The organism is Methylomonas fluvii, assembly GCF_014850975.1.
GTDB lineage: Bacteria > Pseudomonadota > Gammaproteobacteria > Methylococcales > Methylomonadaceae > Methylomonas > Methylomonas fluvii.
The window spans coordinates 489377-509734 of record NZ_JACXST010000003.1 but is presented as its reverse complement, the minus strand read 5'-3'; the positions used below and the strand labels follow the sequence as shown (position 1 = coordinate 509734).

General features: G+C 51.2%; 22 protein-coding genes, 1 tRNA gene and 3 pseudogenes. 10 read left to right on the top strand and 16 right to left on the bottom strand.

The window, feature by feature from the left end; genetic code table 11:
- Positions 1-47: 47 nt before the first annotated feature.
- From EBB_RS19850 to EBB_RS19810, 9 genes are all read right to left on the bottom strand, one after another.
- On the bottom strand, positions 48-410 hold the full coding sequence (locus EBB_RS19850) for a hypothetical protein (protein WP_192395470.1): 363 nt from the start codon (positions 408-410) through the stop codon (positions 48-50).
- A 72-nt stretch (positions 411-482) separates the two neighbouring features.
- Positions 483-1463 (bottom strand): zonular occludens toxin domain-containing protein, encoded by a 981-nt coding sequence (locus EBB_RS19845; protein ID WP_192395469.1) that lies wholly within the window; start codon positions 1461-1463, stop codon positions 483-485.
- 18 nt (positions 1464-1481) lie between these two features.
- Entirely contained in the window at positions 1482-1880 is a 399-nt protein-coding gene (locus EBB_RS19840) for a hypothetical protein (RefSeq protein ID WP_192395468.1), read from the bottom strand.
- Positions 1880-3271, bottom strand: a complete 1392-nt coding sequence (locus EBB_RS19835; RefSeq protein ID WP_192395467.1) for a hypothetical protein — start codon at positions 3269-3271, stop codon at positions 1880-1882. Before EBB_RS19835 ends, EBB_RS19840 begins: the two co-directional genes overlap by 1 nt.
- Before the next feature lie 70 nt (positions 3272-3341).
- A complete protein-coding gene (locus EBB_RS19830) occupies positions 3342-3566 on the bottom strand; it encodes a hypothetical protein (protein WP_192395466.1) in 225 nt (74 codons plus the stop codon).
- 114 nt (positions 3567-3680) lie between these two features.
- Complete coding sequence (locus tag EBB_RS19825) at positions 3681-3818, bottom strand: hypothetical protein (RefSeq protein WP_192395465.1); 138 nt, start codon at positions 3816-3818, stop codon at positions 3681-3683.
- A complete protein-coding gene (locus EBB_RS19820; RefSeq protein WP_192395464.1) occupies positions 3818-4147 on the bottom strand; it encodes a single-stranded DNA-binding protein in 330 nt (109 codons plus the stop codon). The genes EBB_RS19825 and EBB_RS19820 overlap by 1 nt, the downstream gene beginning before the upstream one ends.
- Before the next feature lie 25 nt (positions 4148-4172).
- Positions 4173-5300 carry a phage/plasmid replication domain-containing protein gene (locus tag EBB_RS19815; RefSeq protein ID WP_192395463.1) on the bottom strand — a complete coding sequence of 376 codons (1128 nt, stop codon included), beginning with the start codon at positions 5298-5300 and terminating at the stop codon, positions 4173-4175.
- A gap of 2 nt (positions 5301-5302) precedes the next feature.
- A complete protein-coding gene (locus EBB_RS19810; protein ID WP_192395462.1) occupies positions 5303-5533 on the bottom strand; it encodes a hypothetical protein in 231 nt (76 codons plus the stop codon).
- Positions 5534-5882: 349 nt separating this feature from the next.
- Between EBB_RS19810 and EBB_RS19805 the strand changes: the two genes are divergently transcribed.
- The 5 genes from EBB_RS19805 (at position 5883) to EBB_RS19785 (ending at position 9305) form a co-directional block, all read left to right on the top strand.
- Positions 5883-6092, top strand: coding sequence for a hypothetical protein (locus tag EBB_RS19805; protein ID WP_192395461.1), 210 nt, complete (start codon positions 5883-5885; stop codon positions 6090-6092).
- A 2-nt stretch (positions 6093-6094) separates the two neighbouring features.
- Positions 6095-6469: a hypothetical protein gene (locus EBB_RS19800; RefSeq protein WP_192395460.1), complete on the top strand. Its 375-nt coding sequence runs from the start codon at positions 6095-6097 to the stop codon at positions 6467-6469.
- 72 nt (positions 6470-6541) lie between these two features.
- Positions 6542-6775 carry a FeoA family protein gene (locus EBB_RS19795; RefSeq protein WP_020481201.1) on the top strand — a complete coding sequence of 78 codons (234 nt, stop codon included), beginning with the start codon at positions 6542-6544 and terminating at the stop codon, positions 6773-6775.
- A complete protein-coding gene (feoB, locus tag EBB_RS19790) occupies positions 6772-9087 on the top strand; it encodes a Fe(2+) transporter permease subunit FeoB (protein ID WP_192395459.1) in 2316 nt (771 codons plus the stop codon). The genes EBB_RS19795 and feoB overlap by 4 nt, the downstream gene beginning before the upstream one ends.
- Positions 9084-9305 (top strand): FeoC-like transcriptional regulator, encoded by a 222-nt coding sequence (locus EBB_RS19785; protein ID WP_064010863.1) that lies wholly within the window; start codon positions 9084-9086, stop codon positions 9303-9305. The genes feoB and EBB_RS19785 overlap by 4 nt, the downstream gene beginning before the upstream one ends.
- A gap of 41 nt (positions 9306-9346) precedes the next feature.
- Here the strand turns inward: EBB_RS19785 and EBB_RS19780 are convergent, their stop codons facing one another.
- The 3 genes from EBB_RS19780 to EBB_RS19770 all read right to left on the bottom strand — a co-directional run bounded on the left by EBB_RS19780 (position 9347) and on the right by EBB_RS19770 (position 11324).
- The gene (locus EBB_RS19780) at positions 9347-9637 is read right to left on the bottom strand and encodes a hypothetical protein (protein ID WP_192395458.1); all 291 of its coding nucleotides are present in this window, start codon (positions 9635-9637) and stop codon (positions 9347-9349) included.
- Between the two features lie 71 nt (positions 9638-9708).
- Positions 9709-10662 (bottom strand): YVTN family beta-propeller repeat protein, encoded by a 954-nt coding sequence (locus tag EBB_RS19775; RefSeq protein ID WP_192395457.1) that lies wholly within the window; start codon positions 10660-10662, stop codon positions 9709-9711.
- Between the two features lie 68 nt (positions 10663-10730).
- Positions 10731-11324 carry an SRPBCC family protein gene (locus tag EBB_RS19770; RefSeq protein ID WP_033156245.1) on the bottom strand — a complete coding sequence of 198 codons (594 nt, stop codon included), beginning with the start codon at positions 11322-11324 and terminating at the stop codon, positions 10731-10733.
- Positions 11325-11450: 126 nt separating this feature from the next.
- Between EBB_RS19770 and sbcB the strand changes: the two genes are divergently transcribed.
- The 4 genes and pseudogenes from sbcB to EBB_RS26775 all read left to right on the top strand — a co-directional run.
- A complete protein-coding gene (gene sbcB, locus EBB_RS19765) occupies positions 11451-12890 on the top strand; it encodes an exodeoxyribonuclease I (RefSeq protein WP_192395456.1) in 1440 nt (479 codons plus the stop codon).
- Positions 12891-12995: 105 nt separating this feature from the next.
- Entirely contained in the window at positions 12996-14177 is a 1182-nt protein-coding gene (locus EBB_RS19760; RefSeq protein WP_192395455.1) for a pyridoxal phosphate-dependent aminotransferase, read from the top strand.
- A gap of 120 nt (positions 14178-14297) precedes the next feature.
- Positions 14298-14384, top strand: a tRNA-Leu gene (locus EBB_RS19755).
- A 469-nt stretch (positions 14385-14853) separates the two neighbouring features.
- Positions 14854-15285: pseudogene (locus EBB_RS26775) on the top strand (Arm DNA-binding domain-containing protein); the annotation flags it as partial.
- A gap of 51 nt (positions 15286-15336) precedes the next feature.
- Here EBB_RS26775 and EBB_RS26080 read toward each other — a convergent pair.
- The 4 genes and pseudogenes from EBB_RS26080 to EBB_RS19730 all read right to left on the bottom strand — a co-directional run.
- Positions 15337-16002, bottom strand: a pseudogene (locus EBB_RS26080) (transposase); the annotation flags it as partial.
- Positions 16003-16270: 268 nt separating this feature from the next.
- On the bottom strand, positions 16271-17776 hold the full coding sequence (locus tag EBB_RS19740) for a DUF927 domain-containing protein (RefSeq protein WP_192395454.1): 1506 nt from the start codon (positions 17774-17776) through the stop codon (positions 16271-16273).
- Positions 17769-18077: a hypothetical protein gene (locus tag EBB_RS19735; protein WP_192395453.1), complete on the bottom strand. Its 309-nt coding sequence runs from the start codon at positions 18075-18077 to the stop codon at positions 17769-17771. The genes EBB_RS19740 and EBB_RS19735 overlap by 8 nt, the downstream gene beginning before the upstream one ends.
- Positions 18061-18315, bottom strand: a complete 255-nt coding sequence (locus EBB_RS19730; RefSeq protein ID WP_225587620.1) for a hypothetical protein — start codon at positions 18313-18315, stop codon at positions 18061-18063. The genes EBB_RS19735 and EBB_RS19730 overlap by 17 nt, the downstream gene beginning before the upstream one ends.
- 104 nt (positions 18316-18419) lie before the next feature.
- On the opposite strand from EBB_RS19730, the pseudogene EBB_RS19725 reads away from it, so the two are divergent.
- A pseudogene (locus tag EBB_RS19725) lies at positions 18420-20031 on the top strand (IS3 family transposase).
- Positions 20032-20358 lie beyond the last annotated feature (327 nt).

The window sequence follows — 20358 nt, the reverse complement described above, 5'->3', positions numbered from 1 at the left end:
CGGATAGACGCGGAAGCATGGCCGGTGATTGGGCATGGTGGGGCGCCCTACTCCGCGCCGTGTTTTTGAAGGGTTTTGTCCCAATAACGTTGCCAGTCGTCAGAACCTATACCAAGAGCGGCCTGGATTTTATCGTCGGCTTGCAGCAAAAGCTTTTTCAGCACCTCACCGCGCTTGATGCCATCCAAAGCCGCCAAGCGGTCTAAGGCGAACATAGCCGAAGATTCTATCCAGGTGTCTAAGTGGTGATGGCCGCAGTTGTCAGTACCACCCCGCCACGTTTTACGGTTTCGGTAGTCGGCTTGGCGTTGGGCGGCGGTTTTGGCTTTGCCGGTGGCCGGACGGCCACGGCGTTTTGGTTCGGCTACGGGGAAAAGTTCGGTGGTTTGGGTATCGGTTTGGTCTTTCATAAAGCCCCCTTTTCAAAAGTTGCTTTATTGTCACTTGTTACGTTAAATAAGTCAAGTTTTTTTCGTTACTTGTTACGATTTTATGTGAAGGATTTCAAAGGCTTGTTTAGGTCGCTTCGCGACTAATTCGGCGGCTAAAGCCGCCCTTTCTTGTTCCGATTCGCGAAACTTGCGGCGAGTGGTGTGAATGGCCTCGAGGACTTCACGGGGAAAGAAAGGCGCAAGCAGCAGAAAAGCCAGAGGCCGGAAAACTTCCCAGCTTAGCCAGTTGCCAATATCAATAAGCGTTACTTGTAACGGCTTTTTGTCTGGCTGCTGTTCTGGTTCAGCGTAGCGGCCTTTCACGTGCCAGGCCGAAAGCATGGTGTAAGGTGAGCGCATGTCGTAGAAATTGCCGTCGATGAGTTCCATGCCGGATTGGAACACCTGGCCGGTATGATAAGCGGCGTACAGGTCAGAGCCACGATACAGTTCGCGGTCATGACTAATTGAGTTAGTACCATAACCAGCGGTAACGGTGGCGAGTGTTCCCTTTGGCATCCGCAAGCCAAACGCCTTGCCGACGAACGGAACGCGATACTTACCCATTTTGCGGCAGCTAACATGGTACGTGAGAAGCGTTTCGCGAAGCTGCGGGTCGCAATAATCAGCTGACTGCATCAGGAATGCCACGTTCCAACCATGCTTTCTGGCATGAAGGAACCAATCCAACACGCCCGCCCTTTCTTTGTCTTGCCAAGATCGAGAGTTAAGCCAGGTCAAGCACTCATCAAGAACGATCAGGCCAAACTTTTGTTCGTCGTAGCCTTCAAAGACAGGATAAGCATCGCCGAGCTGGTCAAAATGAGCGCGGACAGGCTTATCAGGCATCCGGGTGACAACCGCCCTACTCTTTTCAGGCATCATGTTTTCCAAGAACAAATCCAGATTAGTTGCCACTGGACGACCAGCAGCGAGGTATTCCCGAATCAGTTTCACGGCATACATGGTTTTACCGGAGCCGAGTTCGCCCGTAATGAACAAGTTGCCGGCTGAATAGTCTGTTATATCCATTTTCGTTACCCGTTACGTTTAATGATTGCCGCCAATCCAATACCGAGAATCGGCAAGGCCAGGCGCACCCATCGCGGATTTGAGCCGTAACAAATTGCCCAAAACCTGGGCACACCAGCCAGCGGCGTAAAGGGAAACCAAGCAGGCAATAATAGTGATGGCTTCGACCGGGACCAGGCCTAGGCCAAACTTTATGAGATCCGGGAGAATGGACCAATTAACAGCAATTCCGCCGCAAGTGCCAGACACGCTGAGACAGGTGCTAGCCGCTGCTGTGAAAGAAGCTATAAGCGCGATCCAAACGGTAATAAATGCCGCCGTGATAGCGGCCTGAAAACCATATTTCGTGGCAATGAACGCGAATACGCGAGTAAGGATTGAACCGATAAAACCGAATAACAAACCGAGAATAGGCATTAGATAACACTCACAGTTGTGCGCCAGATTTGCCAGGCGTGAAGCATTCCAAAAACACCAAGCACCCATATTTCAAGGGGCTTGATATAGGTATCGTAAATCGAGCAGAAATTGGACAGCGAGACTTTGCCGAAACGGCCAGCGTCCCATTCAAGGGGATAGCATGAACCGCTAGCATAGGTCCAATAGGCAACCGGGCTAACGCTAGCCGCCGGGTTGCTGTCCAGCGTGGTTTGTGAGCCGGAAATGCCAGCAACGAAAGCGGCTCTGGCATCTGTAACGGGTTGATCGATGTTAGTTAGATCAGGCTCAGTAGCTTCACCAAGCTTGTCGTTGATTTGCTGCAATGTAGCCTCTTGAGCCAGCATCGAAGTATCGATGTTATTGGAAACGTTCGTCACCTGCGAATTGTCATACACAGTAGACGTTGATTGAACAACCGTACCGAATGAATCCGTAGCAATGGTATCGGCTTGTACAATCGGCTGATGTGTTGTCGGGTGTTCTGACTGGGTTTCGCGGCGAATCGTAATACCGCCATTTTTGTTAGGCGTAACGCGTTCTGAAACGGGATTGCCGTATTGGTCCTGGCCCACTTGCTCAAGAACCGGGGGATCGGTAGCAACATCCGGATCGCGCGGATCAGGCACAAACACAGGATTACCATCACCGCCGAATTTAATGTTCCATGAAGGCTTTCCGTCTGACGGATAAGGCACGGAATCAACAGTCTGTAAAACACAAGAACCAGAAACAAAATTGTAACCGGCAGGGCAAGCAGCAGAAGGCGCAGTTCCTTTATAATTTAAGGTGTAAGAGCCTGAGCCACCACATTGACCCTGTGAAGTAGCTGTTAAAGTACCCGTATAAGAACCCCAACCATTTACAGAGTAACACCAGGCTATTTTTGTGTTGATCTCAGAACAAACAGCAGCAGTCGTCCCTGTTGCTGTCGTGTAAGCACCACGATTACCGCAAATATTACTAGACGACCAGTTGTAGCTATCTTGGTAGGTAGGTGTGCCAGTAGGTGAAACAGATGATTCAGGAGGCGTGTATTGAGGCACGTTGACGCCAGCCTGAACCCGTAGTTCATTTAAGGCAGTCATCATGCCATAGGCTATAAGGGTTGTACCAAGCGTCATACCGACATTAACCGGCGTAAAAGCACCCTTGAAACTAGAGGCAGCACTAAGCGTATATGTAGCGCCTGCACTTAGAGCGGAATTAACAATGGATGTATTCGGGGTGGTAGGCATTGACGGATGCCCTTTATACAAAAGCCGGGTAAATGTGGGATTACTAGCTCCCATCGTCACCGCGCGCGGTTCGTGGTAAGCAAGCATGAGGACGATTGCGGCGAAGGTGTAAAAAATAGACTTTTTTTGCATGACGTTACGCCGGGAAGTAATGAGAGATAAAGGCGCGACGGGCTGCGCCCGCCGCACCTTTCAGGGTGGATTATTTCGTGCCGCGTTTAACGTATTTGCGAACCAAGCCCAGACCAACATCCCAGCCAAGACCGACGACCATGATGGCGACACCGATAGCAGCGGCTACGCCAATAGTGCCGATAACGTCAGCTTGAATAGAACCGAAGTCAGTCGCAGCCAAAGCAGCGGCTTGAGAAACGGAAGCAACGGCAGTAGCCGCACCAGTTGTTGCAATTGCAATTTTTTTAGACATAAGTCACCTATTTACATTTATCGACAAAACGCCGAAGGTTTAAAAAGACATGCCCAATGGCATATCCGAAAAGCCACACCAGGACCAAGAAGCCAGCAAACCAAGCACCCGAGCTCATCTTTGCTGACCTGCTTGGAAACCTAGTGCGAACACTATGACGACGATCCCAACCGCAAGGATGTATTCCAGGCTGGCATCGCCGATAACGCCGGAGGTAGGCAGGTTTACCCAGCCTTTAAGCGTTTCAGCCATTACGCCGCAGTCCGGCTGGGGATGGCGACAGACGCGGATGGTGAAACCGGCTTGAGGTTCTTTGCCGTAACTTGTAACGATATTTCGCCGAAACGGCTGATTGAGTAGGCAGAATCGGCCAAGGTGTATTTGCCTTTGGCTATCGGGCCTACTTGGTCGCGCTTGGCTTGCACATCATCAAAAGCCAAGCGGATTTTGAAATGGTGCGGATATTGGCTACCCTCAGTAAACATCAGGGCATTTTGCTCAGCGGTGAAGTACACAACGCCATTTTTGCGGCTTGTGATCTGGTCTTTTACGATCTCTTCATTTTCGATAACGATGTACATGGTTTTTTCCTCAACGGGGTTTAGATCAAGCGGCAAGCCGCAAATGGTTTGGATGCCTGTAAAACGACGGCGGCGTTACTGATCTTTTCTCAATCTCGATGACTTCCTTAACTATCACCGGGCTGAATACTGTTAGGTTGCAAGGCTTTAGAATGTCGATGCCGATCTTACGAAGCCGGGCGCGGTGCATTTGGGCTTGGCGATTGTCTGCGCTGTACTTTTGGCCGTTCATCCAGTTGATGGCATAAAGAGCGGTTGAGTTTGCAGATTGAGTGCTTTTGCATATGCCTTCACTCAGAAGCGTTTCGGTAAGTGTTTGTAAGTTCATGGCCGACACCTTTAATTTTTCATCTATGTTCAAGAAATCTTCGTGTAACCGTTGCAGGGTCTCAAAGTCGGATAGCCCCCAAAAATGGAGGTTGTTTTTACGGAGGAATGACCCCCGAAATTTTTGCTCGAATCTCACCATGCCGACCTCTTCGCAGTAATTGACAAGGGATTGCATGTATTGAAATTCGTCGGAGCGTTCGCCGTAGCGTTTTTTAAAAAGGGGCAGAGTTTTAAGGCTGAGTTCGTTGGCTTTCTCGTAAACCTTCGCATATAAGTCGCGAGCGTTGCCTTGTTTGCTTAACCAGTCGGTTGTTTTGCCGTTGGTATGCAGACGGGGAACCGAGTTTCTATAAGGCAACATGGCAATTGCTTTGAGGTAAGCATCAGTGCAGCCCTTCCCTACTGATATGTTCGTGGTGCAATGAAGCTCAGTGATAACCAGGCCATTAGCCCAAGGAACCAATCTTTGTTTTCCGTCACATGTAACGGTTTCTCTAAAGCCTTGAAAGGTGCAAGGTGTAAAAAGAGGAAGGCCGAAGCCTTCCAAGATGCCGTTATAAACGGCCACGCACTGTTCAATCGTTGAAAAGCCAAACACGTTATCTAGGCGGTTGAATCGGCTGGGGTTGCCTGATACGTAAATTCGACGGCCTTTAACCTGGACCTGTATCGAGGTTGAGAAACTGCCCTCGTGATTAATCCGATTTTGCCTAGCTTGTTTAGTGTCACCTGTAACAAAATCGATATAGATATAACCATCGTTCGCGATGATAGGTAGATCAAAGTCGAAATCTTGATAGCAGGACAGCCAATCGAAAAACATGATTAAGCCATCCCGATTTGAATATTTACCGCGGAGTTCCGCGGTAAAGTGCGAGTGTCACTAGACTTTCGCACTTGGTTTTCTGCACCGTCTTGGTGAGCTGCCATTTCCAGGCAACCTTCCAAACGCTCTTCGATGATGTTGGGCGACCAAATGCCCAAAGCCATACGGCGCGATTTTTCAGCGGCGGCGATAGTCGCGGCGGCTAGTTCCTGAATCGTTGGGCGGCGCATGTTAGGCACCGACTACAAACGGATATTGGGGGCCGAACTGCTCTGGTTTCACGGCAGCAGCGCGGCGGCGAAGGTGCGCCGAGTTTGGGAGGTATAAAGCGAAGCCCCAGATGACGCGGATGGGGAGCTGTACACGGGAAACAGAGTGAAGTTCACGGCGTAAAACGCGAAACATGCGCGGGTGACGTTGTGAAAATCTGGAAAATCTGGAATGCAGTTTTAAGTTCATAGCCTTCGCCTCTATGTTTTGTGATGGTATGCGCAATGCATACGGTGTGCAAAATGCTATCTATTGAAACGAAGGGTTGTCAAGCATAAAGTTTGCAACATGCAAACCAAGGGGTAAGAAATGGGACTACAAGATAGAGACTGGTATCAAAAGGCGATTGGAGAGAAAGGCGAAAAAAAACAAAAAGTTACGGGGCAAATATGGAACCCGGAAATGCTTAAAAAACAAGAGCCTAAAAAAACAATTGCTTGGTGGATTGGAAGGCTTGCGGGCAACGCCGTGATAGTGGCAATAACAATAGTTTTGATAAAACTAATATTCGGAAAATAGAAATGAAAACGATAAATGAGTATTTCGACGAATTAAAAGATAAGTGCGGAAGTGACTATGCGGCCGCAAAAAACCTTGGAATTAACAAGGTAACGATTTCGTCAGGAAGAAGAAGAGGTCAAATATCAGACGAAACTGCCATAAAAATGGCAGACCTGTTAGGCGTTGACCGTGGAGAGTTGCTATTAGCAGCGGCAATGGCAAGAAGCGAAGGAGAGACAAAAGGCGCGTGGAGTGCGCTAGCAAAGCGTTTAAGCGTTGCCGCTGGGTGGGTGCTAGTGGCTGGGTTATCGTTGAATGGTGGCGATTTTTACAGGGTGCAAACGGTCGATAATATACATTATGCGAATTTATTATTAGCTATAACTATTCCGTAAAGTAATGCTGTCATCCCTTTAGGATGATGTGCTATATTGCAACTTAATGAGAACAATTATTAATTAGCTTGCATGTCGACATATCTTAAAACGCTGGCGACTGGCGATACAGGCCGTATAGTTGGATTCGATCAATCGGGTGGCGTCTATCGCAAGAAGTTGTTGGCCATGGGTTTAACGCCAGGCACCGAATTTACTATTACGCGATTTGCACCGATGGGCGATCCGGTTGAAATCAAAATTCGCGGTTTTTCATTGTCGCTGCGTAAAAACGAAGCCTCGGTCTTACTTATAGAAAAAGTATGAGTATGGATTTTACTGTTGGCGTGGTTGGTAACCCAAATTGCGGAAAAACCACACTGTTCAATGCCCTGACCGGCTCCAAACAACACGTCGGCAATTGGCCTGGCGTGACTGTTGAACAAAAAACCGGCGAATACGCGCACCAAGGCAAACAGATAAGTCTGGTCGATCTACCCGGCACTTATTCCCTAGAAGCCGATGACGACAGTGTCTCCCTGGACGAAAAAGTCGCGCGCGATTACGTCGCTTCCCGCCAAGCCGATTTAATCATCAATATTGTCGATGCTTCCAATATAGAACGAAATCTTTACCTGACCTCGCAGCTGATAGAAATGCGGGTGCCGATGATTTTGGTCCTGAACATGATGGATGCGGTAAAGAAACGCGGCATCAAAATCGATATTGAACTGCTTGCCAAGCAAATGGCTTGCCCGGTTGTGCCGGTCACCGCGGCAACGGGTGCCGGTATTAAGGAATTGCGCGATGTGATCAATAAAGCCTGCCTCAGCAAGCCCATTCCCGCATTACAAGTCAATTACCATCCAGCTATAGAACAAGCTGTCAGTCAATTACAGCCTCAATTGGCGCGGCAATCTGTCGATTCAGTTTGTGACCGCCGCTGGCTTGCCTTACGCTTGCTTGAAAACGACACTTTGGCAAAGCAGCTTGCCGGCCCTGAACTGCAAAAAGCTGCCGAGCAATTGCGTGCGGACATCGAAGCGCAAACCCAAGACGAAATCGATATACTCGCCGCCGACGCCCGCTATGGTTTGGTTAACCAACTCGTGCAAGCCAGTGTCTGCAAGCTCAACGAGGTCTCCCGCAGCACCACCGATAAGATTGACAGTGTGGTTTTAAATCGATTTTTGGGTATTCCGATTTTCTTGTTGGTGATGTATGCCATGTTCATGTTTACCATCAACATCGGCAGTGCTTTCGTCGACTTTTTCGACAAAGCGGTCGGCGCGTTGCTGGTGGACGGTTTAAGCGAACTGTTAACCGGCATGAATTGGCCGGCCTGGCTGGTGGTGTTGATCAGCAGCGGCATCGGCGGCGGTATTCAAGTGGTGTCTACCTTTATTCCCATCGTCGGCTTTTTATTCATATTTTTATCGATGCTGGAAGATTCCGGCTACATGTCCAGAGCTGCATTTGTAATGGACCGGTTCATGTGCATCATCGGCCTCCCCGGCAAGTCTTTTGTGCCGATGATCGTCGGTTTCGGCTGCAATGTGCCCGCGATTATCGCTACCCGGACGCTGGACAATCAGCGCGACCGGGTATTGACCAACCTGATGAATCCGTTTATGTCCTGCGGTGCTCGCCTACCCGTTTACGCCTTGTTTGCCGCAGCTTTCTTCCCTGTCGGCGGCCAGAATCTGGTGTTTGGTTTGTATTTATTCGGGATTGTAGTGGCGGTGTTGACGGGTTTAATCATGCGCCACACCCTGCTGCGCGGCAACCCTACACCTTTTTTGATGGAACTCCCCGCTTATCATTTGCCCACTTTGCAAGGCGTCTACACCAAAACCTGGGAGCGCTTAAAAACCTTTATCTTCAACGCCGGCAAAGTCATCGTGCCCATGGTGCTGGTGTTGAATGTATTGAATTCTTTGGGTACGGACGGCAGTTTCGGCCAAGAAAATAGCGATAAATCGGTACTAAGCGAAATCGGCCGTACATTGACACCGGTATTCCAGCCTATGGGCATCGCCCACGATAACTGGCCCGCAACTGTCGGCATTTTTACCGGCGTGTTAGCTAAAGAGGCCGTAGTCGGCACTTTGGATGCGTTGTACAGCCAAATGGCTGTTTCCGATCATGACGAAGAAGAAAAAAGCTTTGATTTACAGCAAGCCTTGTTAAAGGCTTGTCAAACGGTACCGGACAACCTAATGGCAATCGCCGACAAACTTCTGGATCCGTTGGGATTAGGCATAGCGAATGTATCCGATCAGGCTACGGCAGCGGAACAGCAACAAGTCAAACTCGATACATTCGGGGTCATGCAAGCGCATTTCGACGGCCAAATCGGTGCGTTTGCCTATTTGTTATTCATCTTGCTTTATGCACCCTGCGTAGCCGCCACAGCGGCAATCTATAAAGAAACCAACGGCAGTTGGGCTTTATTCGTGGTGTGCTGGACTACTTTTGTGGCTTACTTGACCGCCACCCTCTTCTACCAAGGCATGACTTATGCCCAGCACCCCCATTCAGCCATCGGTTGGATACTGGCACTAACGCTTATCTTTGCTGGAGTGCTATTCCTGTTGCGATTTTACGGCGTGCGCCAAACCAGTGGAGTCCCGCAATGATATTGTCCGACTTACGCAGCTATTTGCAGGAAAAACGTCGGGTGACCTTGAGCGATCTTGTTTTGCATTTTCATATGGATGCCGATGCCTTGCGCGGCATGCTCGGCAAGTGGATCAACAAAGGCAAGGTGCGACTGAGTCCTGTCGGTGCTTCCTGCGGCACCAGTTGCTGCAAATGCGATCCGACTTTGACAGAGATCTATGAATGGGTGGATTAGCGTAGCGAGGCTTATTAAACGCCTCGCTAAACTGAATTGGTTTATTGGCCTTCCGCCAACCAACCTTGTAGCGCGTCGATTAACTCTTGCGCTTGTTTTTCGCTGGAAATATTGAATTTGGATTTTTGCTGATATTCGCCGTTGCGTTTTTGATAGCGGCGAATGCTAAATCTATCCCGGCTATATTGATTTTTAGCCGGTTCCCAATCCTGATAACGGTAAATGACCGTAGCCCAAGCGCCCTTGCTCAGGATTTTTTTGTCCAGTTCTTTGACAGTTTCAACGCCGCCGTCTTCGTAACTAATGGTTAAATCTTCAACGGTTTCAGCCATATATTTCTCAATGAGGTTAGCAACGGCGCGCAGTCTATCATACAAGCGCGGCCATCAAAATGCCGAATCGCCTAGCGCGTAATGAACTCGCCAAAAGCGCGGCAGCCCTCCCCCGTTTTAATCGTGTTTACCACTTTCAGGGTTTTAGCGTCGATGACAGACACATTATTGTCAAACCAGTTGGCAACATAGACGTTTTGGTCGTCCGGATGCGTGCTGATGCCTTCCGGCTTGTCGCCCACTGCGACTACTTCAATTTGCTTAAATGTGGTGGTATCAACGACCGATACGGTGCTATCGTCCTGATTAGTAACAAACAGCAGACTGTCGTTCAAAGCCAGTGCAACCGCATACGGCCTGGCGCCAACCTTGATGGTAGCCAAACGCTTTAGACTGCGGGCGTCCAAAACGGTCACATTGTCGCTTTCCACGTTAGCGGAGTACAAACGCTTACCCTGACTGTCCACCACTATGCCAAACGGATGCGCGCCGACTTTGGTGGTATTGCGGATAGTCAGCTTGTTTAAATCGATTTGCGAAATCGAATCGTCGATTCGATTGGCAACATATAGCCAGCGATTGTCCGGACTAACGGTCATGCCGGACGGCGACTTGCCGACCGTAATCGTCTTAATTTTCGCGAAGTTTTTGGTATCGAAAACCGTCACCGAATTTTCATACCAATCAGCGACAAAAACCTGCTCGCCCTTTCTGTCCGCGGTGATTCCCAGGGAAGCACCACCGACCTTAACCTTGGTCAATTTAGTGAGTTTTTCGCTATCCAAAACCGCAAAACCGCCACCTTCCGGGGTGCTGATATATACCTGTTTCTTCGGTTGATTCAGCGCAACGCCAGCCGGCTTACCTTCCACTTTGATCGTTTCAATGACCTGTTGGCTTTTGGTATCGATAACCGATACCGAATTATCCAACTGATTGGTAATAAAAGCGCGCGAATCAGCGCTAACGCCAGATGCGAATGCACCCAACAATGAAAAAGCCAACAACGAATATCTGATGCGCATGGTGAGAATAACAGGAATGGGGAGCGAGGGTTCTCGGCGCGAATTACCGAGAACCTGATAACAACAGCCTAGCGTTTAATGTCGATCTCAACCGCGGCGGAACCTGAGCCTACTTTTTTAGCAATCGCTTCCAGACCGGTTTTCAAAACATTGCTAACCGCTTTATCGGCAGTTTCTTCGTTCAACTCGGCTGGTGGGTTGTTGTTAACATAGGCACGGTAGTAAGTGGCCACCCACTCGATTTCGGCTTTTCCGCCCTTATCGTTCACGGACAATTCTGCCGCATAGTTACCCACTGGCAATACTGGCAGCGGCTCGTCTTGACCGGCGTGTTTAATGGTGCCGGTTGAGCTCATATCGGTGATTTTGTATTTGTAAGAGAATTTAGCGGCATCATAGGCTTTTAATTCTTCAGTGATGGTACCGTTCGCCAAAGTCAACACGCGGATAGCGCCTTTATTATTGGTGCCGTCGCCTTTCACGCTTTTAATGCCTGGGTGCCAAGACATATCATCGTAGTTCTTGATCAAATCCCACACTTTGGCCGCTGGGGCATCAACAGTGATGGTGGCTGTCATTTTTGCTCTGACCGGACCATGAGCATGGGCAAAACCGGCAAACAAAAATAAAACGGTTGAAACGAGCAACGAGGTTTTTTTCATAACACTTTCCTATGATGGACACATAAAATGGAGCGGGCGATTATAAAATAAAATCTGTCCGCAAGTATTCGCAAAAGCATGTTTGCGGAAATTTTCCCGACTCTGCCCCCTACCCGCGCGTATTTAATGACTACAGCAACTTTTTTTTGGCACGATTACGAAACCTTCGGCATCGATCCGCAACGCGACCGGCCCAGTCAATTTGCCGGCATCCGCACCGACGTGGATTTCAACATCATCGGCGAGCCCGTCATGGCCTACTGCCAGCCCGCCGACGATTACTTGCCACACCCCGAAGCCTGCCTGATTACCGGTATCACCCCGCAATTGGCCGCCGCAAGAGGCGTTTGCGAAGCGGAGTTTGCCGCCATTATCAATCAGCAACTCGCCGAACCCGGTACCTGCGGCGTCGGTTACAACAGCATCCGTTTCGACGATGAAGTCACCCGCAACCTGCTTTACCGTAATTTTTACGATCCCTATGCGCGCGAATGGCAAAACGGCAACTCGCGCTGGGATATTATCGATGTGGTGCGCGCCGCCAAAGCCTTGAGGCCTGAAGGCATCGAGTGGCCGGTTAATGCCGACGGTCTCGCCAGCTTTAAATTGGAAGAACTCACCAAGGTCAACGGTATCGCCCATGAAGCTGCCCATGATGCGTTATCGGATGTGTATGCAACCATCGCAATGGCTAAATTAATCAGGGAGCGGCAGCCAAAACTATTCAATTATTTATTGAACAATCGTTATAAAAACACTGCGCTAAACCTATTACAACTGGGTAGCTTTAAGCCCTTAATTCATGTATCCGGCCGTTTTTCGGCTCGGAATAATAGCCTGGCCGTGATTCTGCCGTTAGCGCAGCATCCAAGCAATAACAACGAAGTTATCGTTTACGATCTTTCCGTCGATCCGGCGCCTTTACTTGAGTTAAGCGCGGAAGAAATTCAGCAACGGCTGTTTGTTGCCACCGAATCACTGCCGGAAGGCATTGCCAGAATCCCCTTAAAAACCGTACATATCAACAAAGCCCCCGTATTGGCGCCTTTGTCAGTGATACGCCCGGCCGATGCTGAACGGCTGCAACTGGATTTAGGCAGATGCGAAGCAAATTTGCAGCAGATTCAGACTGCGCCGTCTTTAGCGGAAAAGCTGTCGCAAGTCTTTACCCGGCAATATCAAGACTCACCTAACGATCCTGATTTGATGATTTACAGCGGCGGATTTTTCAGCAACAGCGATAAAGCCATCATGACGCGGATTAGGCAAACCAAGCCAGAGAAACTATCCGAGCTTGTTGCCGATTTCGATGATGTCCGTTTGCAGGAAATGCTGTTTCGCTACCGTGCCCGGAATTATCCGCATACCCTATCCAGGGAAGACGGCCAACTCTGGCAGCAATATTGTCGCGACAAACTAAATGGCACACTGACGACTGGCGGGCTAACGCTGGAGCAATTCACCGCGAAAATTAAGCTACTGCGGGACGAGCCAAATGCAAATCAAGGGATACTGAACGAGTTAGCAGCCTATGCGGAAGATCGACGCTTAAAATTTTCGAATTGATGTTTTTCCCCTATTTAATAACCAGCAGATCGTTTCAGGAATAAGGCGATTTTAGCGTTATGCCGTATAATAGCGACCATTTGAGTTAATTTCGACCGAGGCATCATGAGCATTAACCTGTCTAACCGCGTAAAAGCGGTCAAACCCTCCCCTACCCTGGCTATTACCGCCCGTGCTGCCGCGATGCGTGCGGCCGGCAAAGATATTATCGGTCTGGGTGCCGGCGAGCCGGATTTCGATACGCCGGAGCATATTAAAGCCGCCGCGATTAAAGCCATCAACTCCGGGTTTACCAAATACACCGCCGTGGACGGTACGGCCGGCTTGAAAAAAGCCATCATTGCCAAATTCAAGCGCGATAACGGTTTGGATTATCAGCCCAATCAAATCCTGGTGTCCTGCGGCGGCAAACAAAGCTTTTTCAACCTGGCGCAAGCGCTGCTTAATCCCGGCGACGAAGTCATCATCCCTGCCCCTTACTGGGTATCCTATCCGGATATGGTCCTGCTGGCCGACGGCGTCCCGGTGATTTTAGAAGCCGGACAAACGCAAAACTTTAAGATCACCCCGGCACAATTGCGCGCCGCGATTACCCCAAAAACCCGCTTATTGGTCATTAACAGTCCGTCCAACCCAACGGGCGCTGCGTATAGCCTGGAAGAATTAAAAACACTGGGCGACGTTTTATTGGATTTTCCTGACGTGTTGATCGCAACCGACGACATGTACGAATTAATCCTCTGGAACAAAGGCGAGTTCGTCAACATCCTCAACGCCCACCCCGGCTTTTATGACCGCACCATCGTCTTAAACGGTGTATCCAAAGCCTATTCCATGACCGGTTGGCGGATCGGCTATGCTGCCGGCCCGGCACCGTTGATCGATGCTATGTGCATCATCCAATCGCAAAGCACTTCTAACCCCACATCGATTTCCCAAGTGGCTGCGGAAGAAGCGCTGAACGGCGATCAAGGTTGCATCGACACGATGATGGTGGAATTTAAAAAACGCCACGATTATGTCGTTGCCGAACTGAACAGCATCGATGGCATTGAATGCTTGCCTACAGACGGCACGTTCTACGTTTTCCCGAATGTGGAAAAACTGTTGAGTCGACTGGATGGCATCAACGACGACCTGGAGTTTGCCGAATATTTAATCGAAAAAGCTGGCGTGGCCTTGGTACCCGGTTCGGCATTTGGTTGTCCGGGCCATATCAGAATATCCATCGCCACCAGCATGACCAATCTGGAAAACGCTTTGGTTAGGATTAAACAAGCAGTTTGACACCCGACGGATTGTGATTCCGCGGCCATCGGCTAAGCAGACAATCATTTGCCATTTTTCAATTGACAAATTTAATCAGTACTATAGAATTCGCGGCCTTCGCAGTTCATCACTAAGAAGGCCTCGGTGGCGAAATAGGTAGACGCACGAGACTTAAAATCTCGCGACCGAAAGGTCGTACCGGTTCGATTCCGGTCTGAGGCACCAATTATGCATCCAATAGGGTGCAACCCAATCCAAAAACCCGCAAGTTTACTGGCTTCGCGGGTTTTTTATTGTCCAATGAAGTGCGTCAAAATCCAGTAACACTCGACCGCTGAAAATCTTGGAAACGGAGCGCCAGCGGAGTGAAGATTTTTAGTCCCCGATAGCTGTAGCGCCGGGCGGGTTTTCGCAGCGAAGCGGAGAAAACCTGCAAGGCATCGCGACACGGCGTCAAGTCATGCGAGAGCCGATGTTTCGACCCCTTGTTGGGTCGAAACGAGGTGACGCGGACGAATCGGGGCGCCGAAGGCATAAGCGGTCGCGTGATTTTTGCCGATTTTTTCCTGCTGGGAAGCTCGAAAAAATCTTTCGGCAAAAATAGCGACTCCCCGGAATTTATGCAGTAAGTTTTACAGTAACTTCCAGTTTACGAAAAAAGTTACTGCAGTTACTGTAAATCGAGGAGTTCTGCATGGCAAAACATATACTTACCGACGCCACACTTCGCAACGCCAAATCTGCCGCCAAGGACCGACGCTTGAATGACGGTAGTGGTCTCTATTTACTAATCAAGCCCAATGGTGCCATGTGGTGGCGATTTGATTACAGCATTGACGGCAAGCGCAAAACACTCTCGCTGGGCGTTTACCCCACCACTGGTCTGGTCGATGCCAGACGCAAGGCCGAAGACGCCAGGGTCTCGGTAGCCAATGGCCTGGATCCCAGCGATAAGCGTAAGGAAGTCAAGGTCGCCCGACAACTGGCAGCGGAAAACGAAAAGCGGCTAGAGTCCGGTCTGCCGATCATCGATAGCTTCGAATATGTCGCCCGCGAGTGGCACGAAAAGTTCAAGGCTAAATGGACGGAAGATCACGGCAGACGCTTGCTCACCCGTCTCGAACACGATGTGTTTCCCGGAAAATTTCAAGCTAGTTGTCGCCTCAATGTAAAAAATTCATGCGGTTATTTTGTCGTAGCTGGCAGCCTCCTGGTTTGTGGTATTGGCAGAGTTTTGCGTATCGGCCTGGTCAGGATTGAGATACACGGTATGGACGCGGTTCCAGCGGCGGGTCTGTCGGCTCCAGCGCCGGGGGTTTTGAGCCTTGGCTTGTTCGTACAACGCCTGGCGTTGAGCAAGCAGCTCCTGGTCCAAGCCGGCATGGCGTTGGACCGGGGTCACGAAGCCAATGGCGCTATGACGGTGTTCGTGGTTGTAACCTGAAGGTCATAAATACCACTGCACGAGATCAGCCACCCAGTGCCGGGCGGACGTTAAGTCGGCAAACGGTTGCAACGGGTATGGCGGACGGTATTTCAAGGTTTTGAACAACGATTCCGAATAGGGGTGGTCGTTGCTGACCGCTGGTCTGCTAAAGGACGGCATGATGCCGAGCCGTTGCAGGGTGGCCAGCATCGTGGCGCCTTTCATTGGGCCGCCATTATCCGAATGCAGGACGACCTGTTGGGACCGCAGGTCTTCGCGCTGATAGATGTCCCGTAACAGCTCGCTGGCCAATTGGCCGCTTTCTGCCTCGAACACCTGCCAACCCACGACCTGCCGACTGAAAATATCCAGGAACAGGTAGAGATAGTAGAACCGGCCTTTGCAGGCGATGGCTAGATTCAGCGGGGGTATTGAGCGGGCGGTTCGTCATCATCATTTTTAAATACAGTTTAAAGGGAAGTACACTATTCATCGGTTCCCGACCCTGCGCATGCACCTACCTTCCTTGTGTATGCAGGCTCTAAGCCTCGGATACTCCACGGTATGGGTGAATAGGGCGGGGGCCAATCTACACAACAGGCTCTGGTAAACTACCAGTCCTCAGGGTGGGACGGCCTCCCAATGAACAATCACAGCTTAATCGGGTTTTCTGCGCTATCGGTTGTTAAAATTCATCATACAAGGGCTGTAACCAATACAGATTTAATTTGCCGACACCGCTGATGGCGGTTTTTTTCGACCGCTTGCCTTGGTCATGTTCGACGATCCACTGTGCCGTCTCCAGCGCGTCCAGCACCCGATTAAAATCGAAATTGCCACCCGCTTCGCGCAGTGTCGCACTGGTAAACAGATAAATTCGCTCACCGGCCCTATCCACATACCAGCCTGATCGATCAGCACGCGGCTTTTCCTGCGGATTCATTTTGTCGGTGAATTTGCTGTCGCCATGTTTCAACAGGAAGTCAGTGACGTTCTGCAGGATTTGCCGATGTTCGGTCAGACCACTGCCTCTTGCGAGCATCCATTGCTGATACATCGCTTGGCAAGCGGCCAAAGCTGAACCTAACGGCCAAGGCAAAATTCCGGCTTCGATCCCCAACTCGCCGGCCATGGCGTACAAGGCAAATTTCGAAGCGGCGCGCGCCGTTTGATTATCCGGGCAGAGGAATTGGGTTTCCAGTTGCAACAATACGCTGACAAAATCCGCGTCGCCCTGCTGAAGCAGGTATTCCACAAATCGCACGCCCGCATGCCCAATGTGCCTGGCGCACTGTGTTCTGAAATGATCGGACAATGTTCGCCCATCGCCGAATTGATACAGTTCATCGAATACGCCAAAGCGACGGGCTACCGGAATATTCAATAAGCGCATCAAATGCCCGGCCTTGGCTTGTTTGCCGTTTTCCTGCATGGCCGCGGAAATGGAACGCTCACCGGTCGACAAAATTGATAATCGCCAACGCTGCACCTGGCGCGCCGCACCGATTTTATTGGCTCTTGTCTTACCGGTACCGTTGCCAAGGCAATAGACAATCGCACCGATGTCTTGCGGGGCGGCCTCGTTGATTTCATCCAGACACAAACAGGTATCGGATAGCATTACCGCCACGCTTTCCATACCGTTGGATGTCGCCCGCCAACTGCGCTTGAAATCCTCGCCACCCCATACCGACGCGGCCAGCACCAAGGCGGTGGTCTTACCGGTACTGGTATCGCCTATCCAATGGACACCGCCAGACTCCTGATGCGTTTTATTCAACAAAGGGCCGGCCAGTGCCACGCAAATAGACACCATCAATACCGAATTACCGATACACAAAGCAGCTAATTGCTGCCATTGGGGAAATTCGCCGCCACATCGCAAGGATGCCGCTTGATGAATGGCATCACTCTGTAAATACACGTCCTGATCGCCAAGAATGCGTTCGGGTAGTACAAACGTTTTGCCATCCGCCGTCCAACCCGTTTGCAAGGCCGCTATGATCAACTTGTCCGGTACCTGCCATTGCAGATAATCCGCCAGTTTGGCGCGATGACGCCGTTCAATTTCCACGCCAGCCGCCAACAACTCGCCGCGCAGTTCCTCACCGGAACCGCGCAACAATTCCATCGGCATTGCCCACTGCCGCCAGCGCCATAAGGTATCGAGAAATCGCAGCAACCTACCCAAAATAGCGGCCGTCTTCAGTATGGGTGACCGCCGCGACATATAGGGGCGAACAAATGCGAATCGCCGTCGGCGTCACCGGTTTGCCGACTGCGGCGGCAGATTGATAGCAAAACCAGACACCCGGCTTGCGTTTGCCATTGAGATCAAACCAGTCATCCCGCACCAGAAAACAGGGCAAGTCCAGCGTATCGAAGGTGATTCTTTCGAGCGCTGAACGGTCCGGATCCTGTCCACCAACAGAGGTCGCACCGACGCCCTCCGGAGCATCATCAAGATCCAGTGTTTCAGATAGAAATCGCATTATCTGGCCTATCGCGTCGGCGATAAATCACAATTTGTTCTCGCACCTGAACCCAACGCTGACCAACCGGCAAGCGGGAATCGTACTCAAAGGCCTGTTCGCTAAAATCCACCCAACGAGGGTACACCGCAACCCGCTCGGCACCCTGCTGCAGCAAGACTTTGGCAAGTGTCAGCACCTCATCGTGACCGGCAGCCTGATCCAGCTGCCAGTCGACGATTACCATCAGGTCCAGCACCTGCCAACGATACTGGGTCGGTGCTGAGTGAGATGGACATACCCCCCTGAGTCAGAATAGTTGTCGCCTCAAATTTCCATTCCTTTTGAAATTTGAGATGAACCATGAGCCGTTCCAAAAAGCAGTATTCTGATGCATTCAAAGACCAAGCGTTGGCGAAAGTCTACAGCCGGGGCAACCGATCCATTCAAACGGTTGCCGATGAATGAAACCTGAGCATACATACCCTAAAAACCTGGATGAGCCACACCTCCTCGACCGATCACCGTCCTGTCACAGCCAAGTCCGCCCAGCGGCCTCAAGATTGGCGGCCCGAAGAACGTTTGCTGGCCCTCCAGGAAAGCCATAGTTTGAGCGGCGAGGCGCTGAATGCCTGGTGCCGGGAGCGTGGCGTATTTACCCATCAACTGGCGCAGTGGAAAAGCGAGTTTTGCGCCTCAGCCAGGTTGCGTCCTGATCGCGAAGAAAGCCAGAATCTGCGTAGCCTCAAGGCCGAGAACCAGCGTCTGGCACGCGAACTCCAGCGTAAGGAGAAAGCACTAGCCGAAGCCGCTGCCTTGTTGATCCTGCAAATACCCACAGGGCACAAGAAAAGGTGCGGGCGCTGTTGGAGGGCGAGGTCGAATGACCTCCCTTCCGCAGCGCCAGCAGCTGGTCGACTCAGTCGCCGAAGCCACGGCGGCCGGTGCTCGCCAGGACCAAGCCTGTGCCGTACTGGGCCTGAGCCCGCGCACCTTGCAACGTTGGCAGGCCGGGGAAACATTGACGGAAGACCGCCGGCCGCAACGGCACTATACGCCGTCGCATGCCTTGAGCGATGCGGAGCGGAGTCACCTCTTGGTCGTCGCGAATTCGGCTGAGTTTGCCGATCTGCCGCCCAGCCAGATTGTCCCGCGCCTGGCCGACCAAGGGATTTATCTGGCGTCCGAATTGACCTTCTACCGCATTCTGAAAGCCGCAAGGCAACTGAAGCACCGCCGTAGCGAGCGCCCCAGCCAGCCCCGTACCCAGCCCAAGGCGCTGACGGCCACCGCGCCGAATCAGCTCTATAGCGGGGATATCACCTATCTGCCGGCGGCGGTCAAAGGCCGGTTCTACTATCTCTACCTGTTCCTGGATATTTTCAGTCGGCAGGTCGTGGGTTGGCAGGTGTTCGAGGCAGAAAGCGGCCAATTGGCCAGCGAGCTGTTACGGGACATCTATCAGCGCGAAGACCTGCGGCCCCAACAGGTCGTCCTGCATTCGGATAATGGCGGCCCAATGAAAGGCGCCACGATGCTGGCCACCCTGCAACGGCTCGGCATCATGCCGTCCTTTAGCAGACCGGCGGTCAGCAACGACAACCCCTATTCGGAATCGTTGTTCAAAACCTTGAAATACCGTCCGCCATACCCGTTGCAACCGTTTGCCGACTTAACGTCCGCCCGGCACTGGGTGGCTGATCTCGTGCAGTGGTATTTATGACCTTCAGGTTACAACCACGAACACCGCCACAGCGCCATCGGCTTCGTGACCCCGGCGCAACGCCATGCCGGCTTGGACCAAGCGCTGCTTGCTCAACGCCAGGCGTTGTACGAACAAGCCAAGGCTCAAACCCCCCGGCGCTGGAGCCGACAGACCCGCCGCTGGAACCGCGTCCATACCGTGTATCTCAATCCCGATCGGGCCGATACGCAACACACGTCCAACACCACAATCCAGGAGGCCGCCAGCTAGGGCAATATAGCCGCATGAGTTTTTGCATTGAGGCGACAACTAGCTTGAAATTTTCCGGCTCCATTCTCTCAAAGGTTGGCGCCGCCAAGAAATCCGCGGCAATTCATTGACACACGGGACAATTCGATAAAGCGTTATTGTCATATAAACCCGACAATATTTTGTTATGATTTGAATCGTGCAGACGGCTATCTGCCTAGAATACTAACCCGGCCCTTACGTTCTCGGCATTCTTCATTCCCGCGGGACGAACGCCTTAAGACCGCGAAGCGAATCTACTTTTACCGCAGGGCTGCCTCGTTCGTTAGAGCAATGATTTTCAAGCGC